Annotated in this window: 11 protein-coding genes and 1 riboswitch; of the genes, 3 read left to right on the top strand and 8 right to left on the bottom strand. The window is 39.0% G+C overall.

Annotation, left to right across the window (positions count from 1 at the left end):
* Nucleotides 1-7: 7 nt before the first annotated feature.
* Nucleotides 8-1,174: a pentaheme c-type cytochrome TorC gene (torC, locus tag C9J45_RS13775; protein WP_107206423.1), complete on the bottom strand. Its 1,167-nt coding sequence runs from the start codon at nt 1,172-1,174 to the stop codon at nt 8-10.
* A gap of 201 nt (nt 1,175-1,375) precedes the next feature.
* Between torC and torR the strand changes: the two genes are divergently transcribed.
* Nucleotides 1,376-2,089, top strand: a complete 714-nt coding sequence (gene torR / locus C9J45_RS13770; protein ID WP_107206424.1) for a two-component system response regulator TorR — start codon at nt 1,376-1,378, stop codon at nt 2,087-2,089.
* 572 nt (nt 2,090-2,661) lie between these two features.
* On the opposite strand, the gene panP is transcribed toward torR, so the two are convergent.
* Nucleotides 2,662-4,329: a pyridoxal-dependent aspartate 1-decarboxylase PanP gene (panP, locus tag C9J45_RS13760; RefSeq protein ID WP_107246972.1), complete on the bottom strand. Its 1,668-nt coding sequence runs from the start codon at nt 4,327-4,329 to the stop codon at nt 2,662-2,664.
* Between the two features lie 149 nt (nt 4,330-4,478).
* Complete coding sequence (locus tag C9J45_RS13755) at nt 4,479-5,450, bottom strand: DUF2860 domain-containing protein (protein WP_107292661.1); 972 nt, start codon at nt 5,448-5,450, stop codon at nt 4,479-4,481.
* A gap of 658 nt (nt 5,451-6,108) precedes the next feature.
* On the opposite strand from C9J45_RS13755, the gene C9J45_RS13750 reads away from it, so the two are divergent.
* Both C9J45_RS13750 and C9J45_RS13745 read left to right on the top strand, forming a co-directional pair.
* On the top strand, nt 6,109-6,198 hold the full coding sequence (locus tag C9J45_RS13750; protein WP_107206428.1) for a YnhF family membrane protein: 90 nt from the start codon (nt 6,109-6,111) through the stop codon (nt 6,196-6,198).
* A gap of 126 nt (nt 6,199-6,324) precedes the next feature.
* Nucleotides 6,325-7,575 (top strand): patatin family protein, encoded by a 1,251-nt coding sequence (locus C9J45_RS13745; protein WP_107246975.1) that lies wholly within the window; start codon nt 6,325-6,327, stop codon nt 7,573-7,575.
* Nucleotides 7,576-7,620: 45 nt separating this feature from the next.
* Here the strand turns inward: C9J45_RS13745 and C9J45_RS13740 are convergent, their stop codons facing one another.
* The 5 genes from C9J45_RS13740 to C9J45_RS13720 all read right to left on the bottom strand — a co-directional run bounded on the left by C9J45_RS13740 (nt 7,621) and on the right by C9J45_RS13720 (nt 14,666).
* Nucleotides 7,621-10,053, bottom strand: a complete 2,433-nt coding sequence (locus C9J45_RS13740; RefSeq protein ID WP_107292660.1) for a VolA/Pla-1 family phospholipase — start codon at nt 10,051-10,053, stop codon at nt 7,621-7,623.
* Between the two features lie 36 nt (nt 10,054-10,089).
* On the bottom strand, nt 10,090-11,334 hold the full coding sequence (locus tag C9J45_RS13735; RefSeq protein WP_107292659.1) for an outer membrane protein transport protein: 1,245 nt from the start codon (nt 11,332-11,334) through the stop codon (nt 10,090-10,092).
* Between the two features lie 407 nt (nt 11,335-11,741).
* Entirely contained in the window at nt 11,742-12,647 is a 906-nt protein-coding gene (locus C9J45_RS13730; protein ID WP_107206432.1) for a manganese-dependent inorganic pyrophosphatase, read from the bottom strand.
* Nucleotides 12,648-12,903: 256 nt separating this feature from the next.
* Complete coding sequence (locus C9J45_RS13725; protein ID WP_107206433.1) at nt 12,904-13,908, bottom strand: GGGtGRT protein; 1,005 nt, start codon at nt 13,906-13,908, stop codon at nt 12,904-12,906.
* A gap of 65 nt (nt 13,909-13,973) precedes the next feature.
* Nucleotides 13,974-14,666, bottom strand: a complete 693-nt coding sequence (locus C9J45_RS13720) for an iron-sulfur cluster assembly scaffold protein (RefSeq protein ID WP_005368217.1) — start codon at nt 14,664-14,666, stop codon at nt 13,974-13,976.
* A gap of 221 nt (nt 14,667-14,887) precedes the next feature.
* Nucleotides 14,888-14,955, bottom strand: a riboswitch (Fluoride riboswitch).
* Between the last annotated feature and the right edge of the window lie 141 nt (nt 14,956-15,096).

The following is a 15,096-nucleotide window of genomic DNA, read 5'->3' as shown; positions in this document are numbered from 1 at the left end:
TGCAGGATTAGTGCGCACCTGCACCGCCTGTATCGCTACCGTGGTTCTGAAGATATTTCAGTAGCGTACGTTCTTCTGTCTTAGACAGACGGTAGTAAGAGCTCATGGCTTTCAGACTTGCGATCCAGCCATTTGCAGTAAAATGGCCTGGTGCTGGCGCCGCGTGACAAGCGTTACAAGTAGAGCCGTACATTTCTTCTGCATAGTTCCAGATAGGCTGGATGCTATCGATCATGTCAGCTTTAGTAATCCATGCTTGTACTGTTACGTTCTGCCATACGATGTCAGTTGCTGGATCAGTTTCTTCCTTAATAATTTTCTCGTTAGCTTTAATGTCACCACGGATAGTCGCTTTAAATACGCGCTTACCCATGTATTCTGTCATAACGCGACCTTTACCCGCTTTCTCTAGCCAGCCGTTTACTTCAACTTTTAGCATGTCGCCTTTACGTTCAAGTACCGTTACTTCAGACGCTGGTAGTAATTTACCTTCTGATTTAGCGTTAGCATCGTCAGTGGCGAACATATCTTTCTCACCAAGAGAGTAAAGCTTGTCAGCGGTTGCACCTTGTGCAGCTGCTTCTGCTTGTAGGCCTTGGAAGTCTTTCTGGAAGCCGCCAGCCATGTTTGGTAGTTCGTGTGCAATACCTTTGTGACACTCGATACAGTTCATGTCTTTTGCAGCAGCGTCTGTCATTGCAGCAGCAGCTTCAGGTGATTGTTTAGCGTGATCCATTGCAGAGTAATTGTGACAGCTCTTACAGGTACTCGAATTTTGCTTTTTCATTCGATCCCATACCATTTGAGCTAATTCTAAACGGTGCTCTTCAAACTTTTCAGGCGTATCAATCTTTTTAGTAATAAATTGGTTATATACGTCTTTTGATGCCATCAGCTTAGTTTGAACCATACCAACTAAATCTTTAGGTTGGTGACAGTCAACACAATCAGCACGAACACCAGAAGCGTTTTTAAAGTGAACAGATTCTTTATACTCATCGAAGTTTTGCTGCATGGTATGACAACCGATACAGAATTCATTGGTTGATGCGTGCTCAAAACCTTTATGTGCAGCAAAGATACCAACAAGGGTGATAACAATACCAACAAATACAAGAGCAAGAATCGAATACTTGCTACTTGGTTTTGTCAACATCTGCCAAAGTTTTTTCATGTTGAATGATTCCATTTAAGAATGAATGCCCACCGTAAGCTACGGTGACGTTATAAATTTTATGGGGTAATCTTATGTCCACGATGTGAATAAGGTTAACGGTACGAATGAATAGCAAACTCATGTTTATGACAAATTGTGAATAACTACGGTTTGTGCTAACGTTTCGTAAGAACACCTAAAAAACTAAAAGAGACAAACATGACTCATCACGTACTTGTTGTGGAAGATGAAATTGTTACCCGTACTAAGCTGGTCGGGTATTTTGAGAATGAAGGATATAAGGTTAGCCAAGCGGATAGTGGCGCACAGATGCGAGAGATCATGGCGACTGAAAAAATCGACCTCGTCATGCTTGATATTAACCTTCCTGGCGAAGATGGTTTGATGCTTACACGTGAGCTTCGTAGTCGCTCTGAAGTGGGTATTATTTTGGTCACAGGACGTACTGATAGTATCGATCGAATTGTGGGTTTAGAGATGGGTGCAGATGACTATGTCACTAAGCCTTTTGAGCTTCGCGAACTCCTTGTTCGAGTAAAAAACTTGTTGTGGCGCATAACCTTAGTGGAAAAAGCACGTGACGAAACCTTGGTCGAAATGCAAGAAGATAACATCATTCGTTTTGGCGAATGGCAGTTCGATATTAACAAACGAGCGCTGACTCATAATGGTCTTCCAGTGAAGCTAACTAAAGCTGAATATGAGCTATTAGTTGCTTTCTCTTCACACCCAAATGTGGTGCTAAGCCGTGAACGAATTTTGAACATGTTAAGCCATCGAGTAGAAGCGCCAAACGACAGAACCATCGATGTTTTAATTCGTCGTATGCGCTCTAAAATGGAGCTAGATCCAAAGAACCCACAGATTTTTGTTACCGTTCACGGTGAAGGATATATGTTTGCAGGGGATTAATTTCCTTCAATACTAGATATAACTGATATCAAAAATTGCATATTGCAGTGAAACATTTTGAAATAAAAAGGCCATATCATTCGGTGATATGGCCTTTTTTCTAGAAAAAAATGAGCTAATTTCTTGATATAAATCAATCAATGAAGAGGTGTCTTTTTGCTTGTTTTTTAACCAAAAACTGTAATTGTTAACCATTCTCAAATGCATACATTTATTCAAACTTTTCATTAACATTAGTAATGAGAATAAAGAACAACATTGAGATCATATCGTTAACAACACAAAAAAATAATGACAGAATGTGAATAAGGCAATTTATTGAACAGTGCTCAAAATAGAGCAATGAATACTTATCTTAGAAATAAGAAACACTATGCGATAGATGAAAGTAGATATTTGGCCAATTATTGAAGCTATTCATACTACAATAATGTGCTGTTCATAGTTGATTTGCAGATTATTCATAAGATAGACATAGAATTTTTTGATTGTTAATGGTTATAAAATGCAAAAAGCCCAGTAAAACTGGGCGTTAACACTAAATAATAAAAAAAATAATATAGATAAACAGCTTATTTATATCGATTTGCGGTCTTTTTTCTCATTATTTCTGCGGTTAAGTTTTCTATTTTTGGCAGACTAATGGTACTTTCTTTTGCTAATTGACGTTGTTCGCTTAGCACGTTTTGTAAGATGGTCTCTGTCGTGAGTGGGTTTGCTAATACGACACGGAACACAGTTGTTATCTTATGCTGCCATTTTTCCGGTGTAATGCGGGTACGAGATACAAATGATTTACCGGATTCACGCTGACGTTTTTGGATGAACTTGGTTAAGTCATTAAGTAACTCCAGTAATGTTTCGCGCTCTTCATCTGTAGCGATTAACAATGCTTCTTGCGTCGCTTCCGGAACATAACGGTAAGTCAGCAAGCAAAGCTCAGGCTCAGTAACTAACTCAAAATCTATTTGTTGTTTAATTAAATCAGCAAAATAACGTGCATTTTCAATACTATTGTTAATCAACAATTCATAGCCAGGGCGACTAATTATATTCATGCTAGCGTATAGCAACATAGCCATACCGCTTCGTGACCCCTCTAAGGTGTGACTACCTAAATCTTTCGATCCTTTACGCAAAATATATTCAGCATGATGTTCAATTGCCGTCATGAGCTCTGGGTTTTTAAAGATCACCATGCCCGCACCCATAGGAATATACAACTGCTTATGAGCGTCGATTGTAATAGAGTCGGCGCGTTCAATCCCTTTCAATAAATGACGGTACTTATTAGACATTAATGTCGCGCCACCCCAAGCTGCATCAACATGGAAATGACAATCGTGCTCAGTGGCAATATCTGCTAATTGATCTAAAGGATCAACATTGCCTGTTTCTGTTGTGCCTGCAATACCAATAATGGCGAAGGGTTTAATGTTACGCTGTTTCAGATCAGCTAACGTCGACTGTAGGTGGTCGATGTTGATACGGTTATCATCATCAGTTTTAATTGAAATGAGGCTATCTCGACCAATGCCTAATACATCTGCTGATTTCTTTAACGAGTAATGGCCACGTTCAGACACTAAGATCGCTAAATCATCATAACCGTAGTGCTTCATCGCACGAAATAATCCTTCTTGGGCAATACCTTTAAAATCCCCGTCAGGTTTTAGGACTGTATTTCTTGCTACCCATAATGCTGTGATATTAGCAATCGTACCACCAGAACAAAAAGCACCTAAGGAATGGTCAGCACTATGCATCCATTGCTGATAGAAGCTTTCATTTTCATTGAAGATGAGCTTATGAAGCATCCCTAAAACTTGTCGCTCAAGAGGAGTGAAAGCTTTAGAGGTTTCGATTTTTACGAGATTTTGATTCAGCGCGATCATGATTTTAGAGAGCGGCATCATGAAGTAAGGCAGGGCAGAAGTCATGTGACCGATAAAGCTTGGCGCTGAGGTGTGGACTGATTGCGAAACCAGCTTATTTAATAGAAATTGGGTATGCTCGGAGACAAAGCTCGGTATTTCAGGGATTGCTGGATCGGAGAAGTCTTTCTCTATTTCGAGTAGTGGTTTTTCTGTTGCAGCAATGTGAGTACGCAGAAATTCATTTAAGTTTTCTGATAGCTCTTTTTCTATCATACCCAGTGTTGAATCTGGGGCTTCCGGTACTGTAAAAATTCGATGCAGAGATTCTTGTGATGCATCGGCAGTGCGATTATTAACAGCCATAATACTCAGTAACGTTTCTTTAACTTTGGTAAAGTGCTGTTAATCTAATAGAAAAGTAGTGTTATGTCTCGTAAAATTTATGGCTCTGTATCATAACAGAGCCATAATTTTCATCGCTTACAATGAAGAAGGGATGGCATTTATTGTTGTTAGAAGGTGTAGTTCATACCTAAGCTAACAAGCATAGTATCTGCATCATAGAAGTTGATATTTGATTGTGTGGTGTTGTAGCCCACTAATGAAACAACGCCCCAATTCTTCCAACCAAATGGTTGTTTGTATTCATAAGCTAGGAAGGCACCTAAACGGTCTTCTTCTTGTTTCTTATCAAAAATAGGGTTTTCTGCATCAAACAAAGCTTTCTTATAACTTAAAGTAAAAGCTAGGCTTGAACGCTGGAAGATTTGAATAAAAGTGGCTGAACCCCCAAAAATATCGGCAGACATTGCTTTACCGTCAGCATCAATACCACTGTAGTTTAATGCGGTACGAAGCATTTGTGTTCGACTCAGTGGAAGTAGGTGGCTTCCTTCTACAAAAAAGAGTTTTGCGTTTCTATCTAGTAGATTTTGATCGATAGCTAAGCCTTCTCCACTTTTTTCTTGATCTACTTCATAACGACCATATGCAGTATCTAATGAGTACATAGAGCCAGCAATATTGTCCCACTGCGCACGTACCGCTTTTACATTACTTCCTGTTTTTACACGTGGCTCCCCTGTTAAATAGGGGTTTTGCCATGTTTTTAATTCTAATAATCCAGGAATGTAACTTAACGAAACAGTGCCGTTTCCTTGAAGTTGTTGGCGAAAGCCAAGCTCAGTATGGAAACGCCCTAAAGCGACATCAGAACGATCAGTACCAAAAAATAATTGCTGTTTAGCATTGCTGAAAGTATATGAAAGTGTACCAAGTGGGGCGATACGTGTGTGACCTTGATCATCACCTGATGAATTCAAATTTGAGGTGGTGGCATTATCAGAATCAAACTGTGAATTTGTTTTAGTGTATGCAGCCAAGAGCGAGATATCACCACTGATACCTGGTGTCCAATCCACCGGTTTTGCAACGGTATTAAAACTGGCAACTACGGTAACTAAACCAATATAAATCGGTTTCATTTTAAGCATCCTTTTCTTCAATTATTCATTACTGTGATAATGGTTAACGTAAGGAATAAAAATAAAGTTTAAATATAGATTAATTTTATAATAGCGATGGATGTTATTAAATCGAAATACAGTATTTTGTTGTTTATTTGATAATAGATTTATTTATTCAATGGAAATTGGGATGAAATGCCACCGCACTACGTTGATAATTGCTCTTATTTTATAGGAAGGTGTGAAAATAAGAGCAATATTTTAAAGGGCTATTTGCATGTTACTGCAACTAATTTCTGCTTTTTCATTATAGCTATCTAACGACTGTTTGATATCGATAGGCGGCGTTAATCACTTTGCAAATTCCGCTGTTAGCACTAAAACCATAATAAGCAGTGCTGTCGCAAGTTTCATTTGATGTCCCTGCTAACACTTGTTGAAAGCAAAATGTAATGATTTCAATGGCGTTCCAACCCAAGAAAATAATGCGCTCACTTCTACCATGTCATCAAACGATAGTCCGTGATGACAGTGGAAAATTTAATGCAATATACAGTATTGATATTAATGTGATAATTATCTTAAATTCTGTACAATTTAATTGATAACAAAGCTGTAACATAACTATACTATGGTTAACAAAATGTTACATTTGAAAGATTTTAAGGGGCGAAGTATGGATAGTAATTTGAAACTTGCTGTAGTTACAGCAACAATGACGCTAACGACAATCTTTAGTTACGCAGCAGTAGCCTTATTAGCGTAATACAATGGCAAGTTAAAAAGATAAGATAGAGCTTTAATTTCTTTAACTTGTTTTTTATAAGCGATTCCAACTCTTAAATTAAATACGTATATTACGTCAGAGTGTTTTCTAACCTTTGGGGGAGAAATGAATTATCTGCCGTTTAGTTTGAGTGCTTTTGATGAAGAATCGATATCACATTTTTCATCACAGCTTTTTGATGCACATAATAAGAAAATAGCATTAGTTGTTCAGGGTGGGGGACAGCGAGGTATTTTTTCGGCTGGTGTTTTAGACAGTTTCTTAGCACACGAGTTTGATCCTTTTGCTTTGTATATAGGCACATCTGCAGGTGCTCTCAATTTATCTTCATTTATTAGCCGTCAGCCACGTTTCGGCTATCAGTTTATTCAAAACTATACGACAACAGATAAATTTTTTAGCTTGTATAAGTACTTAAGCAAACAACAGCCAATGAACCTTGATTGGGCGCTGCAAGTCGTTTCTCCCACTGGCGAATTAGCCCTCGACTTTCATACCGCGAAAAGAACCCTACAACATCGACAGGCATTCGCCTGCGCAACACGTAAAGATACCCTTGAAGATATTTATATGCCGATGTACCAAGATGATTGGTATGAAGTTTTGCGTGCGAGTTGTGCTATTCCTGTTTTATACAATTTACCTGTTAATATGAATGAGCTGGAATGGGTTGATGGTGGTGTGAGCGCTGCGATACCGGCTAAAGAAGCATGGCGTCGAGGGGCTGATCTGGTTATTGTGATTCGAACTGAGCCTCTTGATCATGACAATCATGCCGATAAGGGGATCTTTGATGACTGGCGTGAAAGTGTTGAAACTTACTTACCCTATTATATTAATAAGCTTAGCCTTAATGAATCGGTAGATAAAATTAAAACGGTTCATCATGAATTAAGTCACCGTTTTGAACAGTGGCGAGAACAATACCGTAACGACACTATCGATATTAAAGATAAAGATGATATACAGAAAGAACTTTCATATTTGGATAGTAAAAGTAAAGAGGCATTGAAGCTGCCTATTTTTGGTAATAAAAGTTGGCTATCACATATGAATATTGAACGTTTATTAAAATTAGCGAGGCAGAGTAATAATTCCGACGTAATTGAAATGTTACTTCAATATTACAAAACTCACCAAGATATGAATGATTTTTTAGTGAATCCACCCGATGGGTTACAAGTTATCCAAATAGCGCCTGAAAAGTCATTGAAGAGCCGAGCCCTATTGAGTAGTAAAGATGATTTAGAAATGGATTATCGAGAAGGAAAGATAATTGGACGTAAGTTTGTAGATTGTTTTTCAAATATTTTAAATGAAAAAAGCAGTTTAATGCAGTACATGCGAAATGAGTAAACCGAGTAAGAATTGCTTACTCGGCTATTGTCTCTTTGTTATCTATTAATCATAAAATGAAGTAATAACACTGCCATTATTAATAGTAAGCGATGTTCCTTTACTATTAATAAATGAGGCGATAACACTCTGCATTTCATTTGTTGCAGCAATACTTTGTTCTGTTGCGGGCTGTGATAGCTCGGATGGATTCAGAGGTGTAAGCACTGAACTGTGATATCCACCCTCAAATCTCACCGCTGTTTTCAGAGGTGACCCTGTTACAGACTTGAGTGTTTGAGTCAATTGTAGTGGTTTTAGAAGTGGCGTAGTTCCTGTAAATGGTGAATAAATTGGATCCGTGCCTTGTGTTGATTTATTTGGAATCACCATATCATTTTTCATTTCTTCTAATAAAACAGCGGTTGTTTTTGGAATAAATGAAGCGTGATTTATTGGATCTGCTGGGTCCATGACGGTTTGCGCGGCATAGGCAAACTTATTAAAATTGTCATTTAAAGTATCGAGTGTTATTTGGGCCAGTGAGTTCCCTGAATCTTTACTTGTATTTAGCTGTGCAATATAGCTCTTAAAACACAATGCAAGATTTGTGTTACCACATTGTTTAGAGAATGATGGGTTAGTCGCGTCAACTATTCCACCTTTAATGAGATCACTAAAACTTGGCGAGTTTAGTAGTAAGTATGGTATCTCAGCACCTGGGTTTGCGAGTGCAACGGTATCAATATTAAATAACGTTTTATTATACTGGTCATTAAATATAGTTCTGTTCGCGATGTCTGCGACATCAACACCGGTAATAGCGCCAAGAGAGTGACCAGCAAAACTTACACCATTATTAAGAGATAATGCTGACAGTTGTTCCCCTAATTCACTAGGATCAGAGTCTGTTATTACTTTGCCTATGATTGCACGCAAGTTAACAACATCAATAACACTTTGACGTAAATTATCTCTAGCTACAGCAAGATCTATAAAGTTTAGAAACATCTTTGGATCTTCTGAAGCGTTCTTACCACCGACACCTCGAGTACCATGAAGAGGTAAATCAATAGCAAAAATAGCTCGACATTGATTACCAATAATTTTGTCAGGTAAGCTTGGATTCGAATAAACAAATTGCTCTTTATTTGATGTTACACCGTGTTGGAAAATCGTCACGCTGTAACCTGACTGCTTACATTTTTCTTGGTTTTCTTTGTCCAACTTCGGCATGATTAAATTATATTGTACTGCCGCAACTGATTGTAGTTGGGGAACAGGACTATAACGAGTGATCAATCTTTCTGGATCGAGTTGCTTACCATTAGCTAGCGTTAACTTTTGACCTTTCAGTGCTGTTAGTACTTTAATTTGTGTCGCTTTATCTGTTGCTACTTTTGCAAGATCTATGTCAGAGATATGTAGATCTGAAAGTTGAGAAGCAATCGCGCGTTTATCAGCTTCACTACCGTTAGTCAGAATATATTTAATTTTCGCAAGGCTTGGCATATCACTTTTCCAAGGGCTGACTAAATATTTCTCTGGTGCGTTAGGGGCTGAGGATATTTTATGGCTGTCTGTAGATAAATAATAAGGAAGAAAAACGGTTCCAGTATAAATCTCATTACCAGCAGGTGTTGTTGCTCCATCTGCTCCACCAAGTTGCGGTCGTGTTATTTTATAGAGATTATCTTGGTTTGCTATGTCGTCACTAGCAATCACAGGCTCATCTGTTTCAATTTGTTTTGAAATTGTCTGTAGAGTCGCCATTTTTGCAGCATACAATACATCGCCAACAGATAATGTGGTAAACCATGAAGAGAAAATGATATCCCGTTTTTTAACGATATTATGGAATGCTTCCTCTGTTGCATGGGTGATCTTTTGAGCTGGAATTAATGCTTTGGCTGGTGGCGTGCTATCAGCTTTTAGTAAAGCGTAAGAGTTGCTCATACCTACCGCTTTACCATTTACATCTTTAAGATCATTTGTTAATGCAAACATATAGTTACTTGATGGATCCAGAGGCTTAAGCAGCATTACAATTAAGCTATTGCCAGAAACCGTCACCATAAAGTCCCCGTTTTGCTGGGATAATTGTGTAGGCTGTGTGGTATCGTCAGGGTTGGTAGGATCGCCTGATTTAATTAAGTAAAAGCTATTCGCTGCTGTTGCAGGATCAAGTGCCTTACCTTTGAAATTAATCGTAATAGGCTGAGTTGTACTCCAACCATCGGTTTGTCCCATTGCGATTTCAGGTGCAGTTGCGCCTTCACGTGTCGCTAATGTGCCATCTTGTGCATCCATACCTAGATAGCTAGGGATCACAATGGTTTTATTAGCTGACAGTAAATCAAAATCAATCTTTGTTTCTGCTTTTAAGCTGTCTGCAATATCAGGATCAATGGTTGGTTTAACGGTTGTTTGACTACCGCCACCACAACCAACCATGCTTAATGCAGACGCGACGATTAATGCGATTGAATTAAATTTCATGTTATTTATTCCAAATAATTAATTAGTTACAACGCATTAAAAGCGATAGTTAAGCTGTGCAGCGACAAGATACGCTTTACCACGAGAGGTAAACGTACTGTTATCTTCAACGAAGGTGGTTTTCTTACTGTGAATGTATGAAAGACCCATATCGACAGAAAGATCTGGGTTGAAGTGGTAAGTCGCACCTGCTGAATACCAGTAACGATCAGTATCTGGAATACTTAGTGTTGCTTGGCCTGCATTTTGGTCAAGGGCAAAACCGTAACGAAGTGTCCATTCATCATTCATTGTGTAAGTCGTACCGACAGCCCAACGATAGGTATCTTTGTAATTTTCTTTTTTCAGTAAACAGGTACCAACTTGACCATTAAAGCCTGGCTTACATTGTGAGCTAGTGGCACGAATTTCTTTAAACTTGTTGTATTGTGTCCACTGTAAGCTATAGCTGATCGCCCATTGTGAATTTAGTTGATGGAAACCAGAAAACTCTGCGATAGCAGGGAGCGGTAACGAAAGGTTAGCAGAAACAGTGTTATGTGGTTTACCGGTTATTGAGCCTAAATAATCGGTAAAATCACCATCAAAGTTAAGATTAACTTGTGAGCGGTAACTTAGGCCAAAACGGTTATTCTGATCTAATTCATAAAGTGCGCCAATATTCCAACCCCAGCCCCAACTTGTGCCTTTTAAGTTGATTGCATGGTCACTTGGTTGACTATTAGGAACCGCCAATGAAAGTACACCTAAACGGCGATCAAACTCGGCATTAGCATAAACAAGGCTAACACCGCCGCCAATGCTGAAGTGTGGATTTAAACGGTAGGCAATATTTGGATTAAAGTTGAATGTTTCAAGGGACGTTTTGCCTGCCAATAACCCTGCGTTGAAATCGTTAGGGTACTTTGTTGTTACACCGTAATTACTGAAAAGTGCAAGACCAACCGCGACTTTGTCATTGATTGGTTGAATATAATAGCCCGCAGGAACAAAGCTAACGGGGGCGATATTTTTTGCGCCTTGATCAAAGCTATGATCGTAAATATCAACAGAAGGTATGACAACACTTGCTACGGTAGAAACTTCTGCGTGTTTAAATAAGGTCATCGCGGCAGGGTTGCGAGCTAACACGGCGGCAGAATCAGCAAAGGCAGCATCGCCTGCGTAGGCACGACCTAAACCCGCAGCTGAATGTTCTGATACTTGGTAGCCAGCAGCATAGCTTTGACTCGAAATGGCTAGACCAATAACACATGTAATATAACGTTTTTTAATGGACATTAACTGTCTCTCTTTTTATTAGCTTCTTGCTCTTCCATTGGGGTGCTAAATGGCGGCATTATTTTTAGAGAGAGAAGTATATGTATACCTAAAAAGAATACTAAGTAAATTTGACAATTGTCACATAAATAGCGTTTGTTTGGCTGTGTTTTATTCTTCACGTTGTTTTTTTATACAAATAAAATGAGCTTAAAATTAAAGTATTTGCTCTAATATCAGTCGTGTAAATTATAAATTGTTTAAAAAAAGGACAAAAATAAAGAAGGTCACTGTATTGGCTTCAGAAAAAAATGACAGCTAATAACGATAGTTTATATCGATAACTATAGAATGTGTTGGAATAAAAAACGCGATAAGAGAGAGCTCCTATCGCGTCATATTTGGTGGCTAGTACTAAAACCTAATAATTAAGCAAGTACTGTTTGTAGCCAAGGCCAGCCTTGTTTCTTACGGCTTAGCGTATTTTCCATCATTAGAACGCCATCTTTTGCATGCGCGTCTAAAATGTTGTTCCAATCACCAGTGTAAAGTAGGCGAGTCGTACTTGTTGTAATATCTGTTAGCATTAGTGCTGCCATCGCTAAACCTTCTTCGTCACAACGACGTTGTAGATCTGCTTGAAGCTCTTCAATCATGCTGTCAACTTGCTCTAGTGTTGCAAGTTCAATTTGACCAACAACAACGTCACGGTCGTTGAAAGGGTAGCCTTTAAGATCTTTATCAACTAATTGCGCAGCAGTAAGACCTTCAATGTCAGTCTTTGCAATTAGTAGTGCTTTAATGAATGCTTCAAGATCTTGAACATCAGCAATTTGAGCAAGCTCGTGTACTGCGTCTTTATCTTTTTGTGTACATGTTGGCGATGCGAAGCCAACAGTGTCAGATAGGATTGCAGACATCATAAGAACAGCAAGTTCACGTGTGATTTCGTGGCCTTCAATCTTAAATAGGTTAAATAGAACAGTACAAGTACAACCTACAGGCCAGATCCATGCTTCCATTGGATTGATTGTCATTACATCACCTAGACGGTGGTGGTCAACAATACCTACAACTTCAGCGTCTGCTAGGTCGTCAGGTGCTTGAGCAAGATCAGAGTAGTCAACTAACCATACTTTCTCGCCAGCAACACTTGTACGTAGCTCAGGAGCTGCAACGCCAGCAAGTTCAAGGATGTGTTGAGTTTCACGGTTCATTTCGCCTTGACGAATTGCTGTCGCTTCAAGACCACGTGCTTTAAGAAACGCTGTACAAACTAGTGCTGAGCAAATGCTATCACTATCAGGGTTTTTGTGACCTACTACTTGGATCATGATGTTTCCTTAACTAAGTCATGCAATAATATTTAACTGAATGACGTAATACGATTTAACTTAATTACAGCCGATTATACCTATAAGCCTGCTTTTTTATAGGTATAAGTGTTATCAAGTTTATTGAGTACCGAGGATTTTAGAGATTTTTTTCTTATATTCAACAAAATTAACAACTAGCTGAAAAAATAAAGGCATGGTTAATTAAAACCATGCCTTTTATCGTTATTTGAAGATAAAGATTCTAAATTTCTGCTTACGCGGTTTGCGCTTGCTCAATTGCTACTGCAACAGCCACTGTTGCACCAACCATTGGATTATTACCCATACCAATTAAGCCCATCATTTCTACGTGAGCAGGTACAGATGAAGAACCAGCAAATTGAGCGTCAGAGTGCATACGACCCATGGTGTCAGTCAGGCCGTAAGATGCAGGACCTGCCGCTACGTTATCTGGGTGAAGAGTACGACCAGTACCGCCGCCTGATGCAACTGAGAAGTAATCTTGGCCTGCTTCTAGACGTTCTTTTTTGTATGTACCAGCCACTGGGTGTTGGAAGCGAGTAGGGTTAGTCGAGTTACCTGTAATAGAGATATCAACATTCTCGCGGTGCATAATCGCTACACCTTCACGCACATCATCAGCACCGTAACAGTTAATTTCGCCACGTTGTGTTTGAGAGAAGCGACGTTCATTAACGATTTCAAGTTCACCAGTCGTGTAGTTGAACTGAGTTTGTACATAGTTAAAGCCGTTAATACGCGCAATAAGGTAAGCTGCATCTTTACCCAAACCGTTAAGAATAACGCGCAGTGGGTTAGTACGTACCTTGTTTGCGTTTAGCGCGATTTTGATTGCACCTTCAGCCGCAGCATAGGATTCGTGACCTGCTAGGAATGCAAAACACTGAGTTTCATTGCTTAGAAGACGCGCACCTAGACGACCATGACCTAAACCCACTTTACGTTGGTCAGCAACAGAGCCTGGGATACAGAATGCTTGTAGACCTTGGCCTAAAAACTCAGCCGCTTCAGCCGCTGTTTTTGCGCCTTCTTTTAGTGCGATTGCAGCGCCTAGAACATATGCCCATGATGCGTTTTCAAACGCAATTGGTTGGGTTTCTTTTACGATATCGTAAGCGTTAACACCTTTATCTTCGATGTATTGACGCGCTTCTTCAAGTGAAGAAAAACCATATTGTTCTAGAACGGGTGTGATTTGGTTAATACGACGATCAAAGCTTTCAAATAATGCAGCCATGATAAAATCCTCAATAAATTTAGCAAATTAGGTGTAATTGAATATATGGATAACAGCTTGGCTGATTATTCGTGACGAGGATCGATTGTGCGAACCGCTTCGTCAAAACGACCATATTGACCTGTTGCTTGTTCCATTGCTTGATCTGCTGGAACACCTTTACCGATAGATTCCATCATCTTACCGATATTAACGAAGCGGTAGCCGATGATTTCGTCGTTGTCATCAAGTGCGATTTTAGTAACGTAACCTTCAGCCATCTCCATGTAACGAGGGCCTTTTTCACGAGTACCGTAATGCGTACCTACTTGGCTACGTAAACCTTTACCAAGGTCTTCTAGACCAGCACCAATTGGTAGACCGTCTAAAGAGAAAGCCGTTTGTGTACGACCGTAAACGTATTGAAGGAAAATTTCACGCATTGCAACGTTGATAGCATCACATACTAGGTCAGTATTTAGTGCTTCAAGGATAGTTTTACCAGTGATGATTTCTGAAGCCATTGCTGCAGAGTGAGTCATACCTGAGCAACCGATAGTTTCGATTAATGCTTCTTCAATGATACCGTTTTTCACGTTTAAAGTTAGTTTTGCAGCACCTTGTTGTGGTGCACAAGTACCACAACCGTGGCTAACACCAGAAATTGCAATAACATCTTTAGGTTGTACCCAGCGACCTTCAACAGGAATGGGTGCAGACTCGTGATGTGGACCACGAGAGATAGGACACATATTTTGTACTTCAGTTGAGTATTGCATTGCTCTGCCTCACTAGACACCGCCTTACTAATTATAAAACTCAGAGTAGGAAAGAGTTGTATAACGCTCAGCCGTGTTGAATTGATAATTCTTTATCGAGCAGAAAATAGAAGAGGACAAAAATGAAATAACAACGCGACGAATGCAAAAATTAATATAATTAATTAAAATTATAAATATCCATTTAAACAAATACACGGTCCTCGACGATTTAAAGTCGAATGTTGTTAGACGTCATTATCCTTTATTGAAAGGCGGTTAAAGGAGAAACATCATCTCCCGCCATAAAACCTATTATTTATGGCATACGATATAGAGATATAAATATCTCTTTCTCTGATAAGATAAATATACGCTTTTATTCTAATGCCGTGTAATTTAAAAAAAAGAATAAAGATTTCAAATATGAAAAAACTGAATGAGAATAAAT

The sequence above is a fragment of the Photobacterium sp. GB-1 genome (genome assembly GCF_003026165.1).
GTDB lineage: Bacteria > Pseudomonadota > Gammaproteobacteria > Enterobacterales > Vibrionaceae > Photobacterium.
The sequence above is the reverse complement of the archived record's forward strand: the minus strand, read 5'-3'. Positions and strand labels throughout refer to the sequence as shown.

Bases quoted from the DNA above. Each gene is read 5' to 3' on its own strand.
- panP (WP_107246972.1), bottom strand. From the start codon at position 4,329: ATGGCTGTTAATAATCGCACTGCCGATGCATCACAAGAATCTCTGCAT.
- C9J45_RS13720 (WP_005368217.1), bottom strand. From the start codon at position 14,666: ATGCAATACTCAACTGAAGTACAAAATATGTGTCCTATCTCTCGTGGT.
- torR (WP_107206424.1), top strand. From the start codon at position 1,376: ATGACTCATCACGTACTTGTTGTGGAAGATGAAATTGTTACCCGTACT.
- torC (WP_107206423.1), bottom strand. From the start codon at position 1,174: ATGAAAAAACTTTGGCAGATGTTGACAAAACCAAGTAGCAAGTATTCG.
- C9J45_RS13725 (WP_107206433.1), bottom strand. From the start codon at position 13,908: ATGGCTGCATTATTTGAAAGCTTTGATCGTCGTATTAACCAAATCACA.
- C9J45_RS13745 (WP_107246975.1), top strand. From the start codon at position 6,325: ATGAATTATCTGCCGTTTAGTTTGAGTGCTTTTGATGAAGAATCGATA.
- C9J45_RS13750 (WP_107206428.1), top strand. From the start codon at position 6,109: ATGGATAGTAATTTGAAACTTGCTGTAGTTACAGCAACAATGACGCTA.
- C9J45_RS13730 (WP_107206432.1), bottom strand. From the start codon at position 12,647: ATGATCCAAGTAGTAGGTCACAAAAACCCTGATAGTGATAGCATTTGC.
- C9J45_RS13740 (WP_107292660.1), bottom strand. From the start codon at position 10,053: ATGAAATTTAATTCAATCGCATTAATCGTCGCGTCTGCATTAAGCATG.
- C9J45_RS13755 (WP_107292661.1), bottom strand. From the start codon at position 5,450: ATGAAACCGATTTATATTGGTTTAGTTACCGTAGTTGCCAGTTTTAAT.
- C9J45_RS13735 (WP_107292659.1), bottom strand. From the start codon at position 11,334: ATGTCCATTAAAAAACGTTATATTACATGTGTTATTGGTCTAGCCATT.